Source organism: Prosthecobacter sp., from assembly GCF_044222565.1.
Classification (GTDB): Bacteria; Verrucomicrobiota; Verrucomicrobiia; order Verrucomicrobiales; family Verrucomicrobiaceae; genus Prosthecobacter.
This window is the reverse complement of sequence record NZ_JBGANA010000019.1, coordinates 42,895-57,824: the sequence shown is the minus strand read 5'-3', so window position 1 is coordinate 57,824 and position 14,930 is coordinate 42,895. Positions and strand designations below refer to the sequence as shown.

Below are 14,930 nucleotides of genomic sequence, written 5' to 3'. Positions count from 1 at the left end.
TCTGGTAGCGCAGGTCCCTTCCTAAACATGCACCCTGTCATCGCGCTGCTGCTCGTATTGTCCACTCTGTCTGTCTGTGCCGCTCCGCTGCCTGTGACGGTGGATGTGAAGAATGGAATGCTGCGCGGAGGGAAGCCTTATTTTGTCAAAGGCGCAGGAGGTGAGACACACCTCGACATTCTGGCGGCTCGCGGGGGCAATTCACTGCGCACCTGGAGCACCGATGATCTGGAGAAGACATTGAAAGAGGCAGAGAAACTGGGGCTGACGGTGAGCGCTGGAATTTGGCTGGAGCCTGAGTGCTCATGGTTTTCGTATGCCAAGCCGGAGCACTGTGCCAGGCAGCAGGAGCGCGTGAGGCAGCAGGTGCTGAAGTTTCGCGAGCATGCCTCGCTGCTGGCGTGGGGACTGGGGAACGAGGTGGAAGGTGACGGCGCGCAGGCTGCTTTCTGGCAGCAGCTGGAAAAACTGGCGCTGATGGTGAAGGAGATCGATCCGGCGCATCCGACCTTCACGGCCGTGGCAGGCATGACAGAGCAGAAAGCAAAAGGGATGAACGAACATGCGCCCCACCTGGACTATGTCGGTGTGAACACCTATGGCGGCCTGTTTACCCTCCGAGAGCAGCTGGCGAAGATAGGCTGGTCACGGCCCTGGATGATTACGGAATGGGGACCGCAGGGTTTCTGGGAGAGACCGAAGAGCAAATCCGGTGCTCCCCTGGAGCAAACCAGCACGCAGAAGGCGGAGATGATGCGGCGTGGCTATGATGAAGTCATCGCGCAGGGTGGCGCGTGCCTGGGGAGCTACGCCTTTGTGTGGGGCTGGAAATATGAGGCCACGGCGACTTGGTTTGGCCTGCTCACATATGACGGGGAAACGACCGGGGCGGTGGATGCGCTGGAAGAAAAATGGAGCGGAAAGGCGCCACGGAATCGTGCGCCCGTGATCCAGCCTCTGAAGGAAGCTCCGGTGGAGGCAGTGGCTGCGGGCACAGGATTCAAGGTTCGTGCACAGGCCTCAGACGCTGAAGGGGATGCTCTCGTCTGGCGCTGGGCCGTGCTGCCTGAAAAAAGCGGCCACGATGCCGGAAAGCGCTCGCGGATGCCCGCTGCGGTCGAAGGTGCGATCGCCTCGACCGAGGGAGATCAAGCTCAGGTGGTGGCCCCGAAGCAACCCGGCAAGTACCGGCTGCACGTCTGGATCAGCGATGGCAATGGCCATGCAGCCACGGCGAATTCGCCGTTTGAGGTCAAGTAAAACAGCTCCCCTTGGGTGGCTGGACGATGTGCATTCCGGTATTTGCAGTGTGGGTGTTGGAAGCTTGTAAATCCGGCGTTTACTGGCGATGAAGCAGGCGGATCATCCACCGTTTCCTTTTTCTCCGCGATACCACCACGTCCTATGGCTGAAGTCTTCAATTCCAACTACCCCTCCATCGAACACCTTCGCGAAAGGGCGCGCCAGCGTGTGCCGCGCTTTGCCTTTGAGTATTTGGAGGGTGGCTGCTTTTCAAACATCAACCTGCAGCGCAACACGGACGAAATCCGTGAGGTGCAGCTGCGTCCCTGGTACCTGCGAGACTATCCAGGTTCCGATCTGAAGACGGAGCTTTTCGGAACGACGTATGATGCGCCCTTTGGCGTGTCGCCCATCGGGCTGCAGGGCCTGATCTGGCCGAAGGCGACCGAGATCCTGGCGAAGGCTGCACACCAGCACAACATCCCCTTTACACTGAGTACGGTGGGCACTGCGAGCATCGAAACGGTGGCTGAGCTTACGCAGGGAAAGGCGTGGTTTCAGCTTTATCATCCGGCGGAGGATGCGCTGCGCGACAAACTCCTGGATCGCGCGCGTGACGCTGGATTTCCCGTGCTGGTCATTCTCGCAGACACGCCCACATTTGCGTATCGGCCAAAGGAAATCCGCAATGGGCTTTCGATCCCGCCGCGCATGTCGGTGCGCAATGTGATCCAGATGATGCTGCATCCTACGTGGTCTTTCAGCCAGCTGGCGGCGGGGGCACCGGAGTTTAAGACGATGAAGCCCTATCTGCCGAAGGGGCTGAACATGAAGCACCTTGGCCTTTTTATGAACAAGACATTTTCAGGGCGACTGAACCCTGCCAAGATCAAAGCCATTCGTGAACGGTGGAAGGGCAAACTGGTGGTGAAGGGGGTGGTGACTGAGGAGGATGCGGAAACGGCGCTCGGGCTCGGGGTGGATGGAATCATCGTTTCCAACCACGGAGGTCGTCAGCTGGATGCAGGGCAGTCCACGATCAAACCGCTCACGGAGCTGGCGAAGAAGTTTGGCCAACGCACGACCGTCATGATCGACAGCGGGTTGCGAGCGGGGCCGGATGTTGCCTGCGCGATCGCCAGCGGGGCGAAGTTTGCCTTCATGGGAAGGTCCTTCATGTATGGCGTGGCGGCGCTTGGCAAAGATGGGGGCGATCACACGATGACGATGCTGAAGCGCCAGCTCAAGCAGGTGATGGAGCAGGTGGGGTGTGAGCGTGTGGCGGATCTGCCGAAACATCTGGTAAGCGGTCCGCAGTCGTGAAGACGATGCCGGACTCGAACGATCTTCCTTTTCTGCACGGCGGGCCGCTCGGCCGGGCGCGCTTCAAGGTGCAGCCGGAAGATTTTGTGGTGGAGGAACAGCTGGGGTTTGAGCCTTCGGGAGATGGCGAGCATTGCCTCCTGTGGGTGGAAAAGCGCGATCTGGACAGCAACGCGGCTGCGGCGCGGCTGGCGGATGCGCTGGGGATGAGGCGGCGTTTGGTGAGTCATTGCGGATTGAAGGACAGGCATGCGGTGACGAGACAGTGGTTTAGCCTGCACATGCCGGGGCAGGCCTCTCCCGAGGCAGCGGCGCTGGAGTCCGAAGGACTGCGTGTGCTGCACATCACCCGAAACCTGCGCAAGCTGCGGCGCGGCATTCATCGGGGCAACCGCTTTAGCATACGGCTGCGCGGTCCGGAGTTTGAGGCGGCCGAGGCGGCTCGGCGCTGGCGGAAGATTGCGGAGCAGGGAGCGCCAAATTTTTTCGGTGGGCAGCGTTTTGGCAACGATGGGCAAAACGTGGCGAAGGCACTGGCGATGTTTCGGGGCGAGTTCACGCCGGGGGATCGGTTGCTGCGCGGACTTCTCCTTTCCGCGGCGCGCAGTCATTTGTTTAATGCCGTGGTGGCGGCGCGAATGGCGGGTGGGACATGGGACAGGCCGCTGGACGGAGAGGTCTTTGGCTTCGCCGACAATGGAACCCTTTTGCTGCCGGAAAATCAGCGCGGCGACGAGGTGTCGCGATTTGAACAAGGCATCGTCGAGCTCACCGGACCGCTGTGGGGAAGTGGGGAACTGCAAAGCGTGGGGGAGGTGCGGAAACTCGAACAGGAACTGCTGGCCGGATTTTCTGATCTCACTGCGGGATTGGAGGCGTTCGGTCTTCGACAGGAACGCCGTGTGATGAGGCTGCGGCCGCTGCATCCGGAGCTGGAGGTGATGGAAAACGGCGATCTGAAATTTCGGTTTGATCTTCCCAAAGGGACCTATGCCACGACGGTCCTGCGGGAGCTGGCGGAACTGGATGAATCTGGTGCCCCACAGGTCTTGACGAAACACTGACAAATTCCCAGGCGAGTCCTGATGCGACATTGACGTTGCAGTTCATAGTGGACTGCCATGAAGCATTTACCCCTGCTCTGCGCCTTGGTTGTCGTCGCCCTCATGGTGGCGGCGTCCGGTCAAAATGAACCCAAACCCGCCAAAGGTGAACGGGGTGGGGGCAAAGGTGCCGGTCCTGGCGGGCAGGTGGAGCCCGCCGTGGTGCCGCCTTATCTCTTCAATGTCTGGCTTTGCCGGCCAGGCGCAGACTCCGTGACGCTGAGTGTGCTGGCGTGGGAGGAGATGGAGGTTTTCATTTCATATGGAGTGAATGCAGCAGCACTCACTCAGCGCACGGAGGTGAGGAAATTGCGAGCGGGAGAACCGCAAACGATGCTGCTGGGGGGCTTGAAGGCGGATACCGCTTATTCCTATCAAATGACCTATCGCGTCGGTGGTGGTGAAGCTGCACGCGATGAGGCGCGCAGTTTTCATACACAGCGTGCTCCATCATCCACCTTCACATTTACCACTCAGGCGGACTCGCACCTGGACGTCAGCACGGATGTGCGGGTGTACCAGCAGACGCTGGCGAACATGCTGGCGGACAAGCCGGACTTCATGATCGATCTCGGTGACACGACGATGGTGGACAAGTTCGGCAATTTTTACACGCGGGCGGAATCGCAATACAAAGGGCAGCGCTATTACATGGGCCGCATCGCCCATACCGTGCCGGTGCTGCTGGCACTGGGAAATCACGATGGCGAACAGGGATCAAGGCTGACGGGCGAGCCGGACTCCATGCCTCTTTGGTCCATCGGCATGAGGAAGAAGTATTTTCCAAATCCGGAGCCGGGAGGGATTTACACGGGAAATGCGTCGCCAGAAGAAGGTGCTGGCATGCTGGAGGATTACTATGCTTTTGAATGGGGCAGTGCGCTGTTTGTGGTGCTGGATCCCTTTTGGTTCACACGAGAACGCAAACGCGAGGACAACTGGAGCATGACGCTCGGGGAAGCGCAGTACCGCTGGCTGGCGAAGACGCTGCAGACGAGCAAAGCGCCCTTTAAGTTTGTGTTTCTGCACCATCTCGTGGGCGGACTGGGCAAAGATGTGCGCGGGGGAGTGAAACCTGCGCCCTATATGGAATGGGGCGGCAAAAACGCTGATGGCAGCGAGGGCTTCAAGCAACACCGCTCTGGCTGGGAGATGCCCGTTCATCAGCTGCTGGTGAAGAATGGTGTGAGCGTCGTCTTTCACGGTCACGACCACCTTTTTGCGAAGGAAGAGCTCGACGGGGTGATCTACCAGGAAGTGCCGCAACCCGGGCACCCGAGCGGCGGCACGCGCAGTGCGGAAGAATATGGCTACACGGGCGCCATCCTCGGGAGCTCGGGGCACGTTCGTGTGACGGTGGGGCCGGATGAAGCAATAGTGGACTATGTGAGATCGATCGTGCCTGGTGTAACAAGAGACGAGATTCCCAATGCCACCGTGGAGCATCATTACAGCCTGAAGCGGCGGTAGTGCGAGAATGGTCGCAATGAACGGGCGCGAGTGCGCGTAGCTGGTGAACCCACCATCATGAATACCTGCCGCTCTCTCATCATCTGCCTGCTTCTCGCACTTTCGTATGGTGGAACGCTGGCTGCGGACGGCCAGCAGCCGGTGAAGGGCCAGAGGATCTTCTACACAGGGCACAGCTTTCACATGTTTGTGCCGGCCATGATCGAGGAGATGGTCAAGACGATGGACCTTCAAGGTCACAAGCTGGCGGGAAAACAGGGGATCGGTGGTTCACGGGTGATTCAGCACTGGCAGCTGGCGGACGACAAAAACATGGCGAAGCAGGCGCTCATGCGCGGAGACGTGGATGTCTTCACCATGGCGGCGCATTTGCAGATCCCGGACGAAGGCATCACGAATTTTGTGCAGCTCGGTCTGGAGCATAATCCCAGCATGCGCTTTCTGGTGCAAGGTTCGTGGTATCCCTTCGACCTTCCTGCACCGGAACCGGGAAAGCCGGACCCGCGCATCAAGGACAATGCGCAGCGCGACGGCATGAAAATCGCCGATTTGCAGGCTGCCGTGGATGGCTGGCGCACTCAACTGGAGGCTCAGGTCGCGGGACTCAATCAGAAGCATGGCAAGACTTGTGTATTCATCGTTCCGGTGGGCGATGCGGTGGTGAAGCTGCGGGCCATGGTGGTGGCTGGGGAGTTTCCGGGAATAACCAAACAATCGGCGCTGTTTCGCGATCCCATCGGCCATGGGCAGGGGCATGTGATGGCTCTGGCAGCTTACTGCAACTTTGCGGCGATCTATCGCATCAGTCCTGTTGGTCATAACGCACCCGAGCGCAGCATCTCGCCTGAGCAGCATGCGATTCTGCAAAAGATCGCGTGGGATACTGTCTCGAATTATCCGCCAGCGGGGGTGAAGTAATCTCGCGCGGAGGTGCTGACCCCACACCACGCTGCAGGTCAAATCTACTCCGGGCACCACCTGACGAGCGACGGAACATCGGTGAGCATTATGGAAACAGCCGCAACGCGACTCGGGCAGGCACGTGTTTTTTACCGCGTGATCCTCCCGGTGGTCAGCGAATAGGAGACGCTGATCTAAGGCTGTGTGTAGATGATCTTCACACGGCCGAAACGGCGGGCGGCGTTCAGCGTCGTGTCTTCGATGACCACAAGTTCCCAGGTTTCGTCGATGCTGGTGATGACGGGAGTGCCGGCTGCGTCGGTCCAGCCTCCGGTGCCGGTGGCAAGAAGCGTGTCACAGAACTGGGCGCTGTAGGTGAGGCCGCTGCTGGAGGCAGCCTTGCGACGGAGAAAGGTGATGCTCAGGCGCCTGCTGGGGGAGGAAAGGAGGGACACCGCCGGCGGACTGCCGCTGTAAGTGTCTGTGATCATGAAAGAGGAGTTGGCGGCAGCCGGATTCAGGCTGAAGGCGTATTCGAGAAGGTTGCTGAGGCCGTCGCCATCTTCATCCTGATCAGGACCGAACTTGCCGGAGGGAAACAACTGAGTGCTGGCCCAGACGGGATACCCCGCAGTGCCGGTGATGATGATCTGGCTGTCAGCTCCGTCCGGAAACGAAGTTTCGGAGACGCCGGGGATGTTCGAAATACTGTCGGGCGCAAGGCTTGCATCCAGGAGCCGGACTCGGAGATCGTAGGTGCCGGCAGCGAGACCGTAGGGAACGACTGCGTTTACGGTGCAGGCCCCGTTCAAAGCATCCCCGCTCGTGAGGTTGCCCGTGGAAAACAAGGCGATGGTCGCAGGCGTTGGAAGCTGGGAGGAGACCAGCTCGATGCTGCCAGACGAGAATCCGGAGAGATTGTCCGTGAGCGTGAGCTGGAAGGTGATGACGCGGCCGGACTCTGCGACGCTGCCGCCGTCGATGCTCGTGGCCGAGGCGGTGAAGGTGGTGAGAACGGGCGGAGCGATGTCCACGAGGCCGGTGTTTGTGACGGTGACCACGGGCGCTGAAGCAAGCGGAAGCGCGAAGTCGTCGCTGACGGTGTCGGCACCGTAGGACCAGCGTGCATCGCGTGAGCCGTTGCTGGCAAAAACGACCGCTTTCCAGCCTGCCGGCGGAACGAAACGCGGAAGCGTGAAGGGAAGCTGATAACTGCCACTGGCGGCGGTGCCGGAGATGCGCTCGGCATCGGTGAGCGGTAGTTCGAGGAAGCGTGTCTCATCCTCGTCATTCAGACCGGTGGGATAGATGAGGCGCACGCGCATGGAAACGGGGCTGACACTGCTGCTTGCGGTGAGATTGAGGGTCAGGCTGGCGGCGGCATTCGTCACGTTTGCAGAGGCGGGCGAGAAACTCAGGCTGTTGACTCCAAAGGTGGTGGGGGAGGGGACAAGAATGAGTGTGAAGGCGCCGGTGGCCACGCTGAAGCCGTCGTCATAGCCGGAAACAGAGATTTTGTAACTGGTGCCGGCGACGGCGAAAAAGGTGAGGGATGACCAGTGCTCCTGTTCCCCGGCCTGCGAGGCATCGTCATTGAAGCCCAGCTGAGTCAGCGTACCAACGCTGCTGCCGGTAAAAATTCCCAGCACGGTGTCGGTGCCGAGGGCAACGGCGGACGAGGCGCTCACCCAGCCTGATGCGGGAGCTGTCCACTCATACCAGACGGAACTGCCGGCGATGCCTCCATACGTCGTCTCTCCTGCTTCCAGTGTGGCCTCGGTATTGTCTCCAGGGATCGAAAGAGACGCCCCGCTGCCGAGATTGGTACGACTGGCGAAGCTGTCGTTCGTGGGAGGCACCGCATGCATGCTGCCAGCAGCCAGCACGCAGAGCAGGAGCAAAACAAAAAGCGAGCGGAGGGTCATTGCGTGGCGGAGGATTGCATGGCACCAAGGGCTGCGGCGGCGGCCTGCGCAAGCCCGGGGTCGGTGGAGGTCGCATTTTTTTGCAGCCAGTCGCGGGCCTCCGTGCTGGTGACCGACTGAATGATGTTGAGAAAGGACTGCCGCAGTTCGGGATTGGTGACACCGAGGACCTGAAGGGAGTCCGCAACGGCCTGGAGGGAGTCGCTGGTGCCGATCTTGCCGAGGGATGCGGCGGCGTTTTGCATGATGGGCACCTCGCCGCTGGTGCGCAGCAGCGTGCTGAGTGCAGCGGTGGCGCCAGGATTGGTGATGGAGCCGAGGGCTGCGAGAATGTTTGCGCTCTGTCCGCCTGAGGACTCAGGCTCGTGATACATTTCACCGAGAAACTGCACGGTGTTCGAATCTGCGGCCCGAGAGATGGTGGCGACGACGGCATCGCGGACCTGGGGATCCAGCGGGAGGGCGAGGGTGGAGGCCAGTGTCTCGAGCGGCTGGCCTGGCGGCAGCGCATTGAGAGCCTGGAGCAATTGTGCGCGCACCGCGGGCTCACTCGCGGACTGCACGGCAGCAAAGAGAGTCTGGACAGCCTCGCCGGTGCCGATGCGGGCCAGGGCATCCGCGAGAATACCCCGCTCCGCATTGCTGTGGACCGCCTGCAATGCGTCGCCGAGCAATCGTTCGAAGCCGGGGCCGAGTGAGGCGAGTTTCTCTACCATGGCCAGCCTGCGGCCCATGCTGGGATCAGCGGCAGCGAGGGCCACATCGGCCAGCACCTCTGTTTTGGTCTGCTCAGCCGGCTTTTGCACGACCGTATTTGAATTCTGAACTGGAGCGGTGGCGGCCCCGGTCTGCGAAGGCGGGTCTTTTTTCTGAACGCCGGCGCTTGGTTCCGGTGCCGGCTGTCGCGTGGCAAAAAAAAGCAGCGCCGCGGCCAGGACCACGACGCTGGAAGCTGAGGCGATGATAAGGCGGCGGCGGTTCATGCTTCAAATACGCGAGCGCGTCACGGCGTGGTGGTGCCAGTGAGGTTGATGACGTACGCGCCCTCGTCGGGGTCGGTGTTTTGAAGCGTGAGCTTTGCGGCAAACGTAGAACCCGCGGCGGTGGGAAGGAATTTCACCCTCCACACGCCGGTGCCACCTGCCGGGATGCTGGCGGGAGGCGCCTGCACGGTGGTGAAGGCGATGCTGCCCGTCGGGGTGGAATTGACTGTCCAGTAGGCAGCGATGAGCAGCGCATCCGTGCCGGTGTTGCTGATGATGATGTCCTTGGTGACCGCCACATTGACGGCTGTGCTAAAGGCTAGCGATCCGCCGCTGGCGATGTCGGTGCCGCCTGCACTGACGCCAACTTCAGGAGGAGTAGCGCTGGCAACTGCCGCAGCGGTGAGGTTGATCTTATAGACGCCCTCGTCGGCATCGGAGTTGGTCATGGTGAGGGTCCAATTGTCCGCGGTGGAGACGAGGACAGGGCGGTAAACCACATTGATGGTGGCGGAGGCTCCCGGAGCGAGCGTCGAGACCAGGTTCGTGATGTAGAAGGGGGGAACGGAGGTCGTGGGATAGCTGCCTGATGCAGGTGATGTGCCCCAGCCGGTGATGGCCAGTGTGGCTGCACCGGTGTTGCTGACCGTGAAGCTCTTCGTGACGGTGCTGCCCAGCGTGACCGCACTGCCGAAGTCGATGGTGCCATTGATCGGCAGGTCCGCGCTGTTGTAGCTGACGCTGATCTCGCTGTCGGTCGCCAGCGAAGCTCCGGTGAGCGTGAAGCCATACGGGTTCTCGTCAGGGTCGTTGTTGTTGATGTTGAAGGAAGAGCTGTAATTCGTGGAGAGCGCACCAGGCTTGAAGGTGACACGCACGGTGGTGCTGCCAGCCGGGACGACGGTGCTGGAGCCGGAGATGATCTGCCAGGAGAAGGCAGGGGTGTTGGTGGAGCCCGTCGGTGTGATCGCGGCGATCACATTGCTGATGGTGAGGTTTGAGGCACCTGTGTTTTTGATGACGAGGTCCTTCGTGGCGGTGGTTCCGCGGGCGATGGTGCCGAAGTCCAGGGTGCTGTTGCGTGCCTGCTCGGCGGTGCCGATGAACACGGAAATGTCCGGTGCGGCAGTGGATGCGGTGGCGGAGCCTGTCAGCACAATGCTGTAAGGGTTTTCATTGCTGTCGTTGTTGTTGAAGCGCAGGATCATGCTGTGCGAGCCGGCGCTGGTCGGAGCGTAGTTCACCGTGAGGGTGGCGGTGGAGCCTGCAGCCACCGTGGCGGGCAGAGTTCCGGAGAACTGGAAGGGATTCACCGTGCTGGTGCCCGCCGGATAATAGGCGAGCGAGACACCGGCGATGGTGGAGACAGCCGGTGATGAGAAGGTGACATTCGTGCCGGAGATGGAAACGATGGAGGTGCCCGAAGCGAACGGACCGACCACTGTCATGCCCGCGGAAAGATTGGCGGAGCTGACCACGGTGGCCACGGTGCTGCCAAGCGTGGTGTTGGTGGTGACGTTTGTAGCGGCGGCGGTGAGATAGAATCCGTAGCCGCTGAGATTCAGCGCTGCATTGCCGGTGTTGGCGATGACGAACTGCTTGGAGACCACCGTACCCGTGGTGGTGGCTCCATAGGCGAGAGTGCCATTCAGCGGAACGTCCACGCCACCCACCGAAACTCCAATCTCCGGTGCGAGCACAACGGCCGAGCCGGTCAAAGTGATGACGTAGGGGTTCTCGTTGCTGTCGTTGTTATTGAAACGCAGAAGCATGCTGTGCGTTCCCGCGGCCGAAGGTGCGTAGTTGACGGTGATGGTGGTGCTGGCCCCGGCGGCGACCGAGGTGGGGAGGGTGCCGACGAACTGGAACGGATTCAGCGTGTTGGTGCCCGCTGGGTAGAAGCTGAGAGAGACGCCGGCGAGTGTCGATGTCGCGGCAGTGGACAAGGTCACCGTGCTGCCGGAAACCGCCGTGACCGTGGAACCTGCGGCGAACGGGCCAAGAACGACCATGCCTGCGCTCAGGCCGTTGGTGCTCGCCAGCGTCACCGAGGTGCTGCCGGCTGTCGTCGTTCCGGTTGAAGTTACCGGCGTGGCTGGAATCCCAAAGCTCCAGCCGCTGAGGTTGAGCGCGGCATTGCCCGTGTTGCTGATGACGAACTGCTTGGAGACAGGAGTGCCCACGTTGGTGCTGCCATACGCAACGGTGCCAGCAAGCGGCACGTCCGCGCCCGCAACACTCACGCCGATTTCGGGTGCCGCAGTGTTGACCGTGGCGGAGCCAGTCAGCGTGATGTTGAAGGGATTTTCGTCGCTGTCGTTGTTGGTGAACCGCAGGTTCATGCTGTGATTGCCGACCGCAGTGGGCGAGTAGTTCACGGTGACCGTGGCGGTGCCGCCGGCCGCCACGCTGGAGGGCAGGGTGCCGGAGAAGACGAAGGGGTTCACCGTGTTGGTTCCCGCCGGGTAGACGCTGAACGTGGTGCTGGTCAGCGTCGAAGTCGCCGCAGCGGAGAAAGTCACCACATTACCGGAGATCGAGGAGATCGTGGTGCCAACCGGGAACGGACCGGTGATGACCATGCCCGCTGCCAGATTGCTGACGCTGGTGAGCGTTGCTGTGGGAGAGCCGAGAGTTGTGGCGCCGGTGACCGTGGCCACGGGAGAGACTGGCTGCACAAAGCTCCAGCCGCTGAGGCTCAGAGCGGCGGTGCCGATGTTGCTGATGACGAACTGCTTCGAGACTGGCACGCCGATGAAGGTGCCGCCGTAGGCAAAGCCGGTATTCACCGGGATGTCCACCCCTTCCACCGCCACAGCGACTTCGGGCGTGGGGGCGATTCCGGTCGCGGAACCTGTGACGGTAAACAGATAGGGGTTTTCGCTGAGGTCATTGTTGCTGAAGCGCACGATCATGGAGTGACTTCCGGCGCTCAGTGGCGCGTAAGTGACGGTGAAAGTGGCGCTGGCGCCCGCGGCCACGTTGGTGGGCAGCGTGCCGGTAAACTGGAAGGGATTGACCGCCGGCACGCCCGGCTGGAAGTAGGTGAGGACGGAATTGGATGCCGTCGAGCTGGCCGCCGCTGAGAAGGTGACGCTGGTGCCAGAGATTGAAACTACGGAGGTGCCTGTCGGGAACGGACCGCTCACCGTCATTCCTGCAACGAGCGCGCTGGCACTGCTCACGGTGGCCACATTGCTGCCGAGTGTGGTGGTGGTGGGGACGGCGGTGGTCGTGCCGCTGGGTTGCTGAAAGAGCCAGCTGCTCAAAGTCAGCGCCGCGTTGCCCGTGTTGTTGATGGTGAACTGCTTGCTGACCGGCGTGCCCGAGGCGGTGGTGCCAAATGAGGCCACGCCGCTTCCGGTCGGCACGTCCACACCCGCCAGAGAGACATCGATTTCAGGCGCGGTGACCGTGCCCACGGCGGTGCCCGAGACATTGATGGTGTAGGGGCTTTCATCGGGGTCGTTGCTGGTCAGCTGCACGGTGGCGTTGTAGGTGCCTGCCACCGTTGGGGAGAAGTTCAACCATGTGCTGTAGCTCGATCCTGGAGCGATGGACACCGGCGGAGTGACCCACGCACTGAAAGGCTGCGGCGTGCCCGTCGTGGTGCCAACCGGCTGCGTCACCGTCGCACCGGTAATGGTCAGCGTGGCGGTGCCCGTATTGTAAAGGGTCAGCGACTTCTGCACCATCGTGCCGGAGTTCGATGTGCCAAACGCGAAGCTGCCATTGTTCCCCACCGAGCCGCCGTTCACGGTGACATCGATGTCCGGAACCGGGCTCGTGCTGGCAGAACCCGTTCCGGTCAGATTGATTCGATAAGGATTTTCATCCGGATCCGTGCTGGAGATGACCAGCGTTGATTTGTAAACCGCGTCTGCGACGGTGGGCTTGAAGATCATCACCAGCGAGCCCGACTGACCCGCAGGCAGCACCGGAGAAGGCGTGCCGCCAAAGTAGAAGTACATCGGCGTCGTGCTGCTCAGCAGCGGCTGCACTGCCGAGGTGGAAAAACCCGTCAGGCGCAGTTCGCCCGTGCCGGTGTTCGACACCAGGAACGTGCGCAGCGCCGTCATGCCCACCGGCAGGCCGCCCCAGTCCACCGTGGAATCCATGGCCACATTGGCCCCATTCAGCGTCACCGCGATGTCGCCCGGATTGGGGTTTGCATCGCTATGGCCGGTCAACGTTAACGTGTAGGGGTTTTCGTCGGCATCATTGTTATAAACCTTCAGCGTCGCCGTGTGATCTCCCGCCTGCAGCGGCAGGTAGGTCACCTTCACGGTCGCACTGGCTCCGGCCGCGAGTGAAGCAGGCAGCGCCGAGTCAAAGCGGAAGGCATTCACTGTCGCGTTCGGCCCGCCCACATAGTAATAGAGAACCGCGTTGCTGATGGCCACCGTCGCCGGGCTGGAGAAGGTGACCGTGTTGCCAGAGACTGCGGTGATCGAAGTGCCGGACACGAACGGTCCCGAGACACCCATGCCAGCCGCCAGCACCGCGCCGTTAGCAACCGTCGCCGTCGTGCTGCCTACCGTGGTGGTGGTCGCGGTCGAAACCATCACGGGCGGCGGGATCGAAAGCTGCCAGCTCGTCAGATTCAGCGTTGCGGTGCCGGAGTTGGTGAACACAAAATCTTTCGAGATGCCCACGCCCGTGACGTTGTTGCCATAGGCCACCGTGCTGTTCGTCGCCACATCCGTGCCTGCGACCTTCAGGCCGATTTCTCCCTGCACGGGGTCCTGCGAGACAGTACCGGTGAAATTGAGGACCGTCGGGTTTTCATCGCTGTCATTGTTGTAGAGCGTGAGCTTGGCCGCATAGTTTCCCGCCACGAGATTAAAGAGCGAAATTTGGAATGTCGCCTGCCCGCCTGCGGGCACCGAGGTTGGGATGGTTGAGTTGTAGATGGAGAAGGCCATCGGTACCGTCGTTGCGGTGGTGTTTGAGCCGGCAGCCGTGCTCGTCGTGCTCACGGGAATCAGGCTGTTGCTGGTGATCTTGAGCTCGCCTGTGCCGGTGTTGGCGATGGTGATCGTCTTGTTCAGGCGCGTGTTTTGGATGGTGGAGCCCACATTGATGGTGCCATTGTTGGCCACAGTGGTTGCGCCGTCACGGATTTCAATTTCCGACGGCGGCAGCGGACCGGAGGACACGCCCTGCAGCGGGATGTCATAGAAAATTTCATCGCCGTCATTGCTGACCACCGTCAGTTTGCCTGAGTAGGTGCCCGCCACGTTTGACTGGAATGCGATACGGAAAGTCGTCTGACGCCCGGCTTCCACCGATGGCGCGGGCGAGGTGACGACGCGAAACGGAAACGACGCCCCGGCCGGAAGTGTGCTGGTGAGGCTCAGACGCAGTCCGTAAACGATGAGGGTCGCGTTTCCGGCGTTCCCCACAGAGAAATCCTTGTTCACCGTGCCACCGGGAGCCGCAGTGCCAAAATCCACCGTCGTGCCTGCGGGCAAATCCGCGCCACCGAGGCCCAGTGAGATGTCCGGCTGCTGAATCGAAGGAGCGCTGACTGTGAAATTAACAGTATAGCCACCCAGCGTGCCATAGACCGCTGGGAACACGCTCAGGTAATGAGTCCCGGCTGGCAGCAGCTGCTGACAGCGGAAGTTTGGCGCACCTGCGCTATCGTTGTCAGTGACAATGCTCGTGGCCGCGCCCTTCGCGCCTCCCAGCCAGAGCGTTCCGACCACATCCGTCGTGCCACCCGAAGACACCGTCACCACTGTGGGCGTCGTAAGGGTGAATTTGAAAAAGTCCACGTCGCCCGCCTTCTCCAAAGTGCCTGTCTTTACCGATGGCAAAGTCACAGCAGCCGCAGTGGCCGTTGTGTTGCCATAGTCATCAGACGTCGTGTTTTGCGCACGCAAGCCCAGGCAGGCAAGGAGCGATGCCGTAAACGTCAAAAGACGGAAATAACGGGGTCGGATGGTGTGCATGATGAGGCGCGCGGTTAGGTTGGGAAG

The 14,930-nt window shown here is 61.2% G+C and carries 8 protein-coding genes; 5 read left to right on the top strand and 3 right to left on the bottom strand.

Features of this window, described 5'->3' with window-relative positions:
* Window positions 1-27: 27 nt before the first annotated feature.
* The 5 genes from ACILSR_RS23730 (at window position 28) to ACILSR_RS23710 (ending at window position 6,056) form a co-directional block, all read left to right on the top strand.
* The gene (locus tag ACILSR_RS23730; RefSeq protein WP_395752292.1) at window positions 28-1,260 is read left to right on the top strand and encodes a glycoside hydrolase family 2 TIM barrel-domain containing protein; all 1,233 of its coding nucleotides are present in this window, start codon (window positions 28-30) and stop codon (window positions 1,258-1,260) included.
* Between the two features lie 144 nt (window positions 1,261-1,404).
* Entirely contained in the window at window positions 1,405-2,565 is a 1,161-nt protein-coding gene (locus ACILSR_RS23725) for an alpha-hydroxy-acid oxidizing protein (protein ID WP_395752291.1), read from the top strand.
* Window positions 2,566-2,570: 5 nt separating this feature from the next.
* Window positions 2,571-3,629 carry a tRNA pseudouridine(13) synthase TruD gene (gene truD, locus ACILSR_RS23720; protein ID WP_395752358.1) on the top strand — a complete coding sequence of 353 codons (1,059 nt, stop codon included), beginning with the start codon at window positions 2,571-2,573 and terminating at the stop codon, window positions 3,627-3,629.
* A 57-nt stretch (window positions 3,630-3,686) separates the two neighbouring features.
* Window positions 3,687-5,138 carry a metallophosphoesterase family protein gene (locus ACILSR_RS23715; RefSeq protein ID WP_395752290.1) on the top strand — a complete coding sequence of 484 codons (1,452 nt, stop codon included), beginning with the start codon at window positions 3,687-3,689 and terminating at the stop codon, window positions 5,136-5,138.
* Between the two features lie 57 nt (window positions 5,139-5,195).
* Window positions 5,196-6,056, top strand: coding sequence for a hypothetical protein (locus ACILSR_RS23710; RefSeq protein WP_395752289.1), 861 nt, complete (start codon window positions 5,196-5,198; stop codon window positions 6,054-6,056).
* Between the two features lie 176 nt (window positions 6,057-6,232).
* On the opposite strand, the gene ACILSR_RS23705 is transcribed toward ACILSR_RS23710, so the two are convergent.
* The 3 genes from ACILSR_RS23705 to ACILSR_RS23695 are packed head-to-tail and all read right to left on the bottom strand — an operon-like array spanning window position 6,233 to window position 14,903.
* Entirely contained in the window at window positions 6,233-7,963 is a 1,731-nt protein-coding gene (locus ACILSR_RS23705) for a hypothetical protein (RefSeq protein WP_395752288.1), read from the bottom strand.
* Window positions 7,960-8,946: a HEAT repeat domain-containing protein gene (locus ACILSR_RS23700; RefSeq protein ID WP_395752287.1), complete on the bottom strand. Its 987-nt coding sequence runs from the start codon at window positions 8,944-8,946 to the stop codon at window positions 7,960-7,962. The genes ACILSR_RS23705 and ACILSR_RS23700 overlap by 4 nt, the downstream gene beginning before the upstream one ends.
* A 20-nt stretch (window positions 8,947-8,966) precedes the next feature.
* Window positions 8,967-14,903 carry a choice-of-anchor D domain-containing protein gene (locus tag ACILSR_RS23695; RefSeq protein ID WP_395752286.1) on the bottom strand — a complete coding sequence of 1,979 codons (5,937 nt, stop codon included), beginning with the start codon at window positions 14,901-14,903 and terminating at the stop codon, window positions 8,967-8,969.
* Between the last annotated feature and the right edge of the window lie 27 nt (window positions 14,904-14,930).

What these genes read in the sequence shown, in the direction of transcription:
- ACILSR_RS23730 (WP_395752292.1), top strand. Translation starts at nt 28, where the DNA reads ATGCACCCTGTCATCGCGCTGCTGCTCGTATTGTCCACTCTGTCTGTC.
- ACILSR_RS23725 (WP_395752291.1), top strand. Translation starts at nt 1,405, where the DNA reads ATGGCTGAAGTCTTCAATTCCAACTACCCCTCCATCGAACACCTTCGC.
- truD (WP_395752358.1), top strand. Translation starts at nt 2,571, where the DNA reads ATGCCGGACTCGAACGATCTTCCTTTTCTGCACGGCGGGCCGCTCGGC.
- ACILSR_RS23715 (WP_395752290.1), top strand. Translation starts at nt 3,687, where the DNA reads ATGAAGCATTTACCCCTGCTCTGCGCCTTGGTTGTCGTCGCCCTCATG.
- ACILSR_RS23710 (WP_395752289.1), top strand. Translation starts at nt 5,196, where the DNA reads ATGAATACCTGCCGCTCTCTCATCATCTGCCTGCTTCTCGCACTTTCG.
- ACILSR_RS23705 (WP_395752288.1), bottom strand. Translation starts at nt 7,963, where the DNA reads ATGACCCTCCGCTCGCTTTTTGTTTTGCTCCTGCTCTGCGTGCTGGCT.
- ACILSR_RS23700 (WP_395752287.1), bottom strand. Translation starts at nt 8,946, where the DNA reads ATGAACCGCCGCCGCCTTATCATCGCCTCAGCTTCCAGCGTCGTGGTC.
- ACILSR_RS23695 (WP_395752286.1), bottom strand. Translation starts at nt 14,903, where the DNA reads ATGCACACCATCCGACCCCGTTATTTCCGTCTTTTGACGTTTACGGCA.